General features: G+C 69.8%; 8 protein-coding genes. 6 read left to right on the forward strand and 2 right to left on the reverse strand.

Going from position 1 to position 8,563, the window contains the following annotated elements:
- The 5 genes from AC30N0_RS15350 to AC30N0_RS15370 form a co-directional block, all read left to right on the forward strand.
- Positions 1-1,017, forward strand: a 1,017-nt coding sequence (locus AC30N0_RS15350) for a M61 family metallopeptidase (RefSeq protein WP_489518772.1), incomplete at its 5' end; no start/stop codon positions are given.
- 434 nt (positions 1,018-1,451) lie between these two features.
- Entirely contained in the window at positions 1,452-2,234 is a 783-nt protein-coding gene (locus tag AC30N0_RS15355; RefSeq protein WP_489518773.1) for a DUF3108 domain-containing protein, read from the forward strand.
- A gap of 38 nt (positions 2,235-2,272) precedes the next feature.
- Positions 2,273-3,061: an enoyl-CoA hydratase gene (locus AC30N0_RS15360; RefSeq protein ID WP_489518774.1), complete on the forward strand. Its 789-nt coding sequence runs from the start codon at positions 2,273-2,275 to the stop codon at positions 3,059-3,061.
- Between the two features lie 37 nt (positions 3,062-3,098).
- Positions 3,099-3,845 carry a 2OG-Fe(II) oxygenase gene (locus tag AC30N0_RS15365; protein ID WP_489518775.1) on the forward strand — a complete coding sequence of 249 codons (747 nt, stop codon included), beginning with the start codon at positions 3,099-3,101 and terminating at the stop codon, positions 3,843-3,845.
- On the forward strand, positions 3,845-4,693 hold the full coding sequence (locus tag AC30N0_RS15370; RefSeq protein WP_489518776.1) for an FkbM family methyltransferase: 849 nt from the start codon (positions 3,845-3,847) through the stop codon (positions 4,691-4,693). The genes AC30N0_RS15365 and AC30N0_RS15370 overlap by 1 nt, the downstream gene beginning before the upstream one ends.
- 14 nt (positions 4,694-4,707) lie before the next feature.
- On the opposite strand, the gene lysS is transcribed toward AC30N0_RS15370, so the two are convergent.
- Together lysS and AC30N0_RS15380 are read right to left on the reverse strand one after the other, a co-directional pair.
- On the reverse strand, positions 4,708-6,225 hold the full coding sequence (gene lysS, locus AC30N0_RS15375) for a lysine--tRNA ligase (RefSeq protein WP_489518777.1): 1,518 nt from the start codon (positions 6,223-6,225) through the stop codon (positions 4,708-4,710).
- 56 nt (positions 6,226-6,281) lie between these two features.
- A complete protein-coding gene (locus AC30N0_RS15380) occupies positions 6,282-7,376 on the reverse strand; it encodes an MraY family glycosyltransferase (protein ID WP_489518779.1) in 1,095 nt (364 codons plus the stop codon).
- A 110-nt stretch (positions 7,377-7,486) separates the two neighbouring features.
- Here AC30N0_RS15380 and AC30N0_RS15385 point away from each other — a divergent pair.
- Positions 7,487-8,563: nucleotide sugar dehydrogenase (locus AC30N0_RS15385; protein ID WP_489518778.1), on the forward strand; the 1,077-nt coding region annotated here is incomplete at its 3' end.

The raw sequence follows: 8,563 nt of genomic DNA on the forward strand, positions 1-8,563 counted from the left end.
ACGGCTCTCGTCGCGCCCCGGCGCGACCTGCCGCGCCGTGCCGCGGCCGCCGTACCTGCCGAGCGCAGCGACGGCTACGTCGGTGTGCTCGGCCTGGTCGCGCACGAGTACTTCCACGCCTGGAACGTGAAGCGGCTGCGGCCGCGCGACCTCGCCGCCATCGACTACACGCGCGAGAACTACACGGAGCTGCTCTGGTTCTTCGAAGGCTTCACCTCGTACTACGACGACCTGTTCCTGGTCCGCAGCGGCATCGTCGATGCGCCCCGCTACCTGAAGCTCCTCGCCAAGACGGTGAGCGCGGTGCAGGGGGCGCCGGGCCGGCGCGTGCAGAGCCTTGCCGAGGCGAGCTTCGATGCCTGGGTGAAGTACTACCGGGCCGACGAGAACACCCTTAACGCGACGATCAGCTACTACGCCAAGGGCGCGCTTGCGGCCCTTGCCTTCGACCTGACGCTGCGCAGCGAAGGCCGCGGCTCGCTCGACGACGTGATGCGGCGGCTCTGGCAATCGTACGACGGCGGCCCGATCGACGAGGCCGACATCGCGGCCGTGCTCGAGGCGGTGGGCGGCCGCTCCTTCGCGCCGGAGCTCGCCGCCTGGGTGCACGGCACCGACGAGCTGCCGATAGGGACGCTGCTCGCCCGCTTCGGCGTGGCTGTCGAGCCGCAGCCGCCGACGCTGGCTCAGCGGCTCGGTGTGCGCGTCAGCGAAGGGGCGCTGACCGGCGTGAAGGTGAGCCACGTACTGCGCGGCGGCGCCGGCGAACAGGCAGGCATCGAAGCCGGCGACGAGCTGATCGCTGCCGCCGGCTGGCGCCTGCGCCGCCTCGACGACGCCCTGCGCTGCCTGGACGGCGCGGAGTCCGTCGACCTGCTCGTGTCGCGCGACCAGCGCGTCCTGTCGCTCGAGCTCGCGCCGGCGCAGCTGTTCGGCGAAGGCGCCGTGCAGCTGCGCCGGGCCGATGCCGCAAGCGCGCCGGAGCGGGCCCTGTGCGAGGCATGGTTGGCCGCCTGACGCGCCTGCGCCGGCCGCGCTGGTCGGGCCGGCGCAGAGCCGCGTTCGCCGCTGTCGTCGCCGCCGTCGCCGTGCTGCATGGCGTCGTCACGCGCGAGCTCGGCGAGCGGCTGGCTGCCGCCGAAGCCGACGCGCGCCGGCCCATGCCGACCCGGATCCAGGTCGCCTACGTGCGCACGCTCGAGCCGGAGGCGCCGCAAGTCGCGTCCGCAGGGGTCGTTGCGCCGGCGGCCCCGCCTCGGACCGCGAGGGCGCCGCGGCCCGTGAAGGCCGCGGCGAAAGCCGCCTCCGCCGTTGACACCGGAGCGCAGGCTCGGGCCCCGGTGCCCCCCGCTGAACCCGAAGCGCCGGCCCCACCCGAGGCCGCACCGCAGCTTGCTTCCGTCGCGTCTGCGCCCGAGGCGCCGATTGCGGCGGCTTCGGCGCCGGCCTCGGTGACCGAAGCGCCGGCGCTCGTTACCGCCACGAATCCCGGGCCCGACGCGATCGTCGCAAGCTCCGCCGGGTCCCCCACCTCGGCCGCCTCCGCGCCCGGCGGCGCCCCCTTCACCTGGCCGGCGGCGACGCGCGTCAGCTACCTCCTGACCGGCTACTGGCGCGGCGAGCTCACCGGCCGCGCCGAAGTCGAGTGGATCCGCGTCGGCGCGCGCTACCAGGTCAACGTCGACCTGTTCGCCGGGCCCGAGTTCGCGCCGATCTTCTCGCGCCGGATGACGAGCGAAGGCAGCCTCGGCGCGACCGGCCTTGCCCCCGACCGCTACGACGAGGACACCCAGGTGGTGATGCGCGACCGGCGCCGCGTCAGCGTCCTCTTCGAGGGCGACGAGATCGTCCTCGCCAACGGGCAGAAGCGCGAGCGGCTGCGCGGCGTGCAGGACACGGCGAGCCAGTTCATCCAGTTCACCTGGCTGTTCGGCACACAGCCCGAGCGCCTGCGCGTCGGCAACAAGTTCGACGTCCCGCTCGCCCTGCCGCGCAGCATGAGCCTGTGGACCTACGACGTCGCCGGCGAGCAGACGCTGCAGACGCCGTTCGGCCCGCTCGCTACCTTCCACCTCAGGCCGCGGCGCGAGTCGAGGAAGCCGGGCGAATGGCTGGTCGACATGTGGTTCGCGCCCGAGCTGCGCTTCCTGCCGGTGCGCATCCGCATCGAGCAGGAGACGGGAAGCTTCGTCGACCTGGTGATCGCGAAGAAGCCGGAGGTCGCCGCCTCCTGAGCGCGGCATCATTGACCCCTTTTCAGGCGAGCCGCACCATGACCTACGAATGCATCCTCACCGAAGTGCGCGGCGCCGGCCCGCGCCGCGCCGGCCTCATCACGCTGAACCGGCCGAAGCAGCTGAACGCGCTCAACGACACGCTGATGGACGAGCTCGGCGCCGCCCTGCGCGCATTCGACGCCGACGACGGCATCGGCTGCATCGTCCTCACCGGCGGCGACAAGGCCTTCGCCGCCGGCGCCGACATCGGCGCCATGCTGCCGTTCGGCTTCGTCGACGCCTACTCGAAGGGCCTGATCAGCCGCAACTGGGAGACGATCCGCGAGATCAGGAAGCCGGTGATCGGCGCCGTCGCCGGCTTCGCCCTCGGCGGCGGCTGCGAGCTGGCCATGATGTGCGACTTCGTCATCGCCGCCGACAGCGCCCGCTTCGGCCAGCTCGAGATCAAGCTCGGCATCATCCCCGGTGCCGGCGGCACGCAGCGCCTGCCGCGCGCCGTCGGCAAGGCCAAGGCGATGGACCTGGTGCTGACGGCGCGGATGATCGACGCCGCCGAGGCCGAGCGCGCCGGCCTCGTCTCGCGCGTGGTGCCGGCCGCCGAGCTGCTCGACGTCGCCCTGGCGGCGGCGGAGACGATCTGCGGCTTCAGCATGCCGAGCGTGATGATGGCCAAGGAGGCCGTCAACCGCGCCTTCGAGTCGCCGCTTTCCGAGGGCGTCTCCTACGAGCGGCGCCTGTTCCACTCGCTGTTCGGCACCGAGGACAAGACGGAAGGCATGGAAGCCTTTCTTGCCAAGCGCAAGCCTGCGTTCAGGAATCGATGAGCCGCCTCCTGCTCGCGCTCCGTTCGATCGGCCTCGCATGATCCTGCTCGGCGACGCGATCTTCGACTACGAGCCGTACCCGTCCGGCGTCGTCCGGCCGGTCTTCGAGGCCGGCCTGTACGAGCGCCTGGTTGCCTCGTACCCCGACAAGTCGCTGTTCGAGTTCAAGCCGGCGCTCGGCAACAAGTATTCGCTCTCCGAGGTGAACCATCCGGCCGAGTACGAGCGCTTCCTTCGCGACAGCCCCGACTGGGGCCGCTTCCACGCCTACATCAAGGGCGAGGCCTTCGTGCCGCAGGTGCTCGACTTCCTCAAGGCGCGGCACATCGACCTCGGCCTGCACCGCTACAAGGTCGTTTCGCGTGCGCCCGCTGCGCGCCGCTCGAGCGCCCTCAGCCGCCTGCAGCGGCGAACCGAGCTCAGCGCGCGCTTCGAGTTCTCGATGATGGGTGCCGACGGCGGTCACATCCTGCCGCACACCGACACGCCGCAGAAGCTCATCACGCTCGTCTTCTCGATGGTGCGGGCCGGCGAGTGGAACCCGAACTGGGGCGGCGGCACCGACATCGTCCTGCCGAAGGACCGGACCCGCATCTACAACCACCTCAACAAGTACCTCGGCTTCGCCGACGTCGAGGTGCTGAAGACGTGGGAGTTCACGCCGAACCAGTGCGTCGTCTTCGTCAAGACCTACAACTCCTGGCACTCGGTGGCGCCGATGACCGGCGCCGGCAGCGGCGGACTGCGCCGCACGCTCACCGTCAACATCGAGGCGAAGCCCTGATGGGCTGGCTGTCATCGGACGGGTCGCGCTACCTGCGCCGCAGCGAGCGCACCCTCATGAGGCTGTTCGGCAGCCTGCGCAAGCGCCTGCAGGTGCGCGTGCGCGTCGAAGACCGCGGCCATGTCGCGACGTACCTCTGCGAGACGGCCATGGACGCGCAGCGGCCCCTGTCGCTGTGGGTCAAGGAAGAGGGCACGATGGCCTGGATCGACGCCGACGTTCGCCCGGACGACGTGTTCATGGACATCGGCGCCAACATCGGCATCTACAGCATCGCGGCGGCGCTGCGGATGGGCGACGCCGGCGTCGTCTACGCCTTCGAGCCGCACAAGGTGAACTCGCTGGCCCTGCTGCGCAACGTCGAGGCCAACCGGCTGCAGCAGCGCGTCCGCGTCTTCTCGTGCGGCCTGTCCGACCGGGACGGCCTGTTCGAGTTCAACTACCAGGCCCTGGCCTCGGCCTCGAGCGCGAGCCAGCTCGGGCACCGGCGCGTTCCGGGCTCGAGCGAGGAATTCGTTCCGGTCGCGACCGAGATGGTCTACGGGACCAGCGTCGACCGCCTCGTCGACGCCGGGACGATCCGGCCGCCGACGCTCGTGAAGATCGACGTCGACGGCAACGAGCTGCCGATCCTGCGCGGCATGGCCCGCCTGCTCGGCGGCGCGGCACGGCCGCGCGCCGTGCAGGTCGAGCTCAACGTCGGCGAGCACGACAGCATCTCGGCCTTCATGCACGAGCAGGGCTATGCGTTGCAGGCAAGGCACTTCACGCACGAGGGCAAGAACGCGCTGGCGCGCGGCGAGGCCGCGGAGGCCATCGCCTACAACGCGATCTTCGCGCCGGCCTAGGCGGCGACGACGGTTCAGCCCTCGTTGCGCAGCGACGGGAACAGGATCACGTCGCGGATGCTGGGCGAATCGGTCAGCAGCATGACCAGCCGGTCGATGCCGATGCCGCAGCCGCCGGTGGGCGGCATGCCGATCTCCAGGGCGTGGATGAAGTCGGCGTCGTAGTACATCGCCTCCTCGTCGCCGGCTTCCTTGTTGGCGGCCTGGGCGCGGAAGCGCGCCGCCTGGTCCTCGGCGTCGTTCAGCTCGGAAAAGCCATTGGCGTATTCGCGGCCGGTGATGAAGAGCTCGAAGCGCTCGGTCACCGACGGGTCGGCGTCCGACGCACGCGCCAGCGGCGACACCTCGACCGGGTAGTCGACGATGAAGGTCGGCTGCCAGAGCTCGCTTTCGACCGCCGCCTCGAACAGGCCGAACTGCAGCTCGGGCAGCTTCCAGTGCGCCGGCGCCTCGTGGCCGCCCGCCTTCAGCCGGGCCAGCAGCACGGCCGCGTCGCCGGCCTCGGCTTCGCTCAGGCCGGCGTGGCGCACGAGCGACTCGCGCACCGTCATGCGCGCGAAGCGCGACTCCAGGTCGACGTCGCGGCCGGCATACGACAGCTTCGCCGAGCCCACGGCCTCGCGCGCGGCGTGGCGCAGGACCTCCTCGGTGAAGTCCATCAGGTCGTGGTGGTTCCAGTACGCCGCGTAGAACTCCATCATCGTGAACTCGGGGTTGTGGCGGACCGAAATGCCCTCGTTGCGGAAGCTCCGGTTGATCTCGAACACGCGCTCGAAGCCGCCGACGATGAGGCGCTTGAGGTAGAGCTCAGGCGCGATGCGCAGGAACATCTGCTGGTCGAGCGCGTTGTGGTGCGTCACGAACGGCTTGGCGTTGGCGCCGCCCGGGATGGGGTGGAGCATCGGCGTTTCGACCTCCATGAAGGCGTGCTCGACCATGAAGCGGCGGATCGACGACAGCGCCTTGCTGCGCGCCACGAAGCGCGCCCGCGACGATTCGTCGCTGATGAGGTCGACGTAGCGGTGCCGGTACTTCTGTTCCGCGTCGGCCATGCCGTGGAACTTGTCGGGCAGCGGGCGCAGGCTCTTGGTCAGCAGGCGCAGCGACGCCAGACGCACCGAGAGCTCGCCGGTCCGCGTCTTGAACAGCGTCCCTTCGGCGCCGACGATGTCGCCCAGGTCGAGGTGCTTGAAGGCGTCGTAGGCGTCCTCGCCGAGCGCGTCCTTGCTGGCGAAGAGCTGGATCCGGCCGGTCGCGTCCTGCAGCGTCGCGAAGCTGGCCTTGCCCATGATCCGCTTGAGCATCACGCGGCCGGCCAGCGAGACGGCGATGTGCTGCGGCTCGAGGGCGTCGTTGTCGAGGTGGCCGTGCTTGCGGGCGAGCTCGAGGGCGCGCTGCCGGGGCTTGAAGTCGTTAGGGAAGGCGACGCCGCGCGCGCGGATGGCGGCGAGCTTTTCTCGGCGCTCGGCGATCAGGGCGTTGTCGTCGGGGGGCCCGGGCAAGGCAGAAGGACGAGGCGGGTCAGCGCTCATGGCAGGTTCCAGGGGGTGGCTGCTGCCGGCGCCGGCAGGGCCGCGCCGGGCGCGCCTCAAAGCCGGTGGCCGAGCCAGCGGGGCGTCCTGAACCGGACGATGCGCCAGTACAGGAAGACGTAGAGGCCGATGAACAGGAGCAGGAAGCACGACAGGATGGTGGTGTTGTTCCACCAGAGCACGCTCGGGATGATGGAGAACAGGCAGAGCAGCCAGAGGTAGGGCGAGGTCATCGAGTTGCGGGCCGTGCGCCGGCGGTCGCTGACGCGCGAGCCGAGGTTGAAGCGGATCAGACGGCGGTGGATGAGCGTGTGCAGGTGGATGCCGTCCGGCTGCGACGTGTCGACGCCGCGCAGGACCCGGCGCCGGTACATCGAGAACACGGTCTCGAAGATGGGGTAGGCGCAGAGCAGGAGCGGGAACATCGGCGAGACCTGCGCATTGCGGCCGAGCAGCAGGACGCTCAGCTCGGCGAGCACGAAGCCGAGGAAATAGGCGCCGCCGTCGCCGAGGAAGATGAGGCCGGCGGGGAAGTTCCAGAAGAAGAAGCCGAGCACCGCCCCGGCGGCGATGAGGGACGAGTTGGCGACGAACTCGTCGCCCGTCTGCGACGCCACGTACGAGATGCCGAGCAGCATCATCAGCACGCACATCGAGGCCAGGCCGTTGAACCCGTCGATGATGTTGATGGCGTTGGCGACGCCGGCGACGCAGAGCAAGGTCAGCGCGATGGCGAAGGGCAGGAGCTTGATCAGGTCGTCGAGGAGCGGAATGTCGGTGCGGAGGATGGCAGCGCCGAGCAGCCAGACCGCCAGCCCGGCCGAGACGCAGGTGGCCAGCAAGCGCCAGCGCGCCGACACCTTCTTCGTCAGGTCCTCGGCGATGCCGACCAGGAACGCCGGCAGTCCACAGGCGACGAGGATCCAGAAGGGCGCCGTGCCCTCGCTGCGCGCGAAGGTGGCGAAGACGCCGGCCGCGCAGATTGCGGCCACCACGCCGAAGCCGCCGATGCGCGGCACGGCGCGGTCGTGGAATTTCTGCGGGCCGGAGAAATCGTGGTCTGCCGTCAGCCTGGAGTGGAAGGCCGACGAGCGCACGACGCAGAGCGTCGCGATCAAGGAGGCGAGGAACGAGACGATGAAAAGGGACATGTGGCTCATGGTGGGCGGGCGGCGCTATTGTCACTGCACCGGAAGCTGCCGAGCGCACCCCGGCGACTAGAATCCGACGCTTTGCCGGCTGCCGGCAGCCCTGGGCAAACATGAGCGTCGTCGGAGTCATCGGCCTGGGTTACGTGGGCCTGCCCCTGGTCGTGGAGTTCGGCAAGCATTGCCGCACCATAGGCTTCGACATCGTCGAGGAGAAGGTGGCGAGATGCCGGTCGGGATCGGACCCGTCGCGCGAGATCGACGACGCCGATATGGCCGCCGCGCGCCTCGCCGAGTACACGAGCGACCCGAGCCTGTTGCGCGAAGCCGACTTCATCCTCGTTGCGGTTCCGACGCCCGTCGATGCTGCCCACATCCCCGACTTCGAGCCGCTCATCGGCGCCAGCCGGGCCATCGGCCCGAATCTCAAGAAGGGCGCGACCGTCGTCTACGAATCGACGGTCTATCCCGGCGCCACCGAGGAGGTGTGCATCCCGGTGCTCGAGCGCACATCCGGCCTGAAGTGGAAGCGCGACTTCTTCGTCGGCTACAGCCCGGAGCGCATCAACCCGGGCGACCGCGAGCACATGCTGACCAACGTCGTCAAGGTCGTCTCGGGCGACAGCCCGGAGACGCTGGCGAAGGTCGCCGCGCTGTACGAGCTCGTCGTCGGCCCGGGCGTCCATCGCTGCTCGAGCATCAAGGCCGCGGAGGCCTGCAAGGTGATCGAGAACACGCAGCGCGACCTCAACATCGCCCTGATGAACGAGCTGGCGATCATCTTCGACAAGATCGGCATCGACACTTCCGAGGTGCTCGAGGCGGCCGGGACGAAGTGGAACTTCCTCAGGTTCAAGCCGGGCCTCGTGGGCGGCCACTGCATCGGCGTCGACCCCTACTACCTGACGCACAAGGCCGAGATGCTCGGCTACCACCCGCAGGTGATCCTCGCCGGTCGGCGCATCAACGACGGCATGGGCAAGTACATCGCCGAGCAGACGATCAAGCAGATGATCGCCTCCGGCAGCCAGGTGCGCGGCGCGCGCGTCAACGTGCTCGGCCTGACCTTCAAGGAAGACTGCGCCGACCTGCGCAACAGCAAGGTCGTCGACATCATCCGCGAGCTGCAGAGCTTCGGTGCCGAGGTGTTCGTGCACGACCCCGAGGCCGACGCCGCCGACGCGCTGCGT

Origin of the sequence: Rhizobacter sp., from assembly GCF_031412495.1 — a bacterium.
Lineage (GTDB): Bacteria > Pseudomonadota > Gammaproteobacteria > Burkholderiales > Burkholderiaceae_C > Schlegelella_A.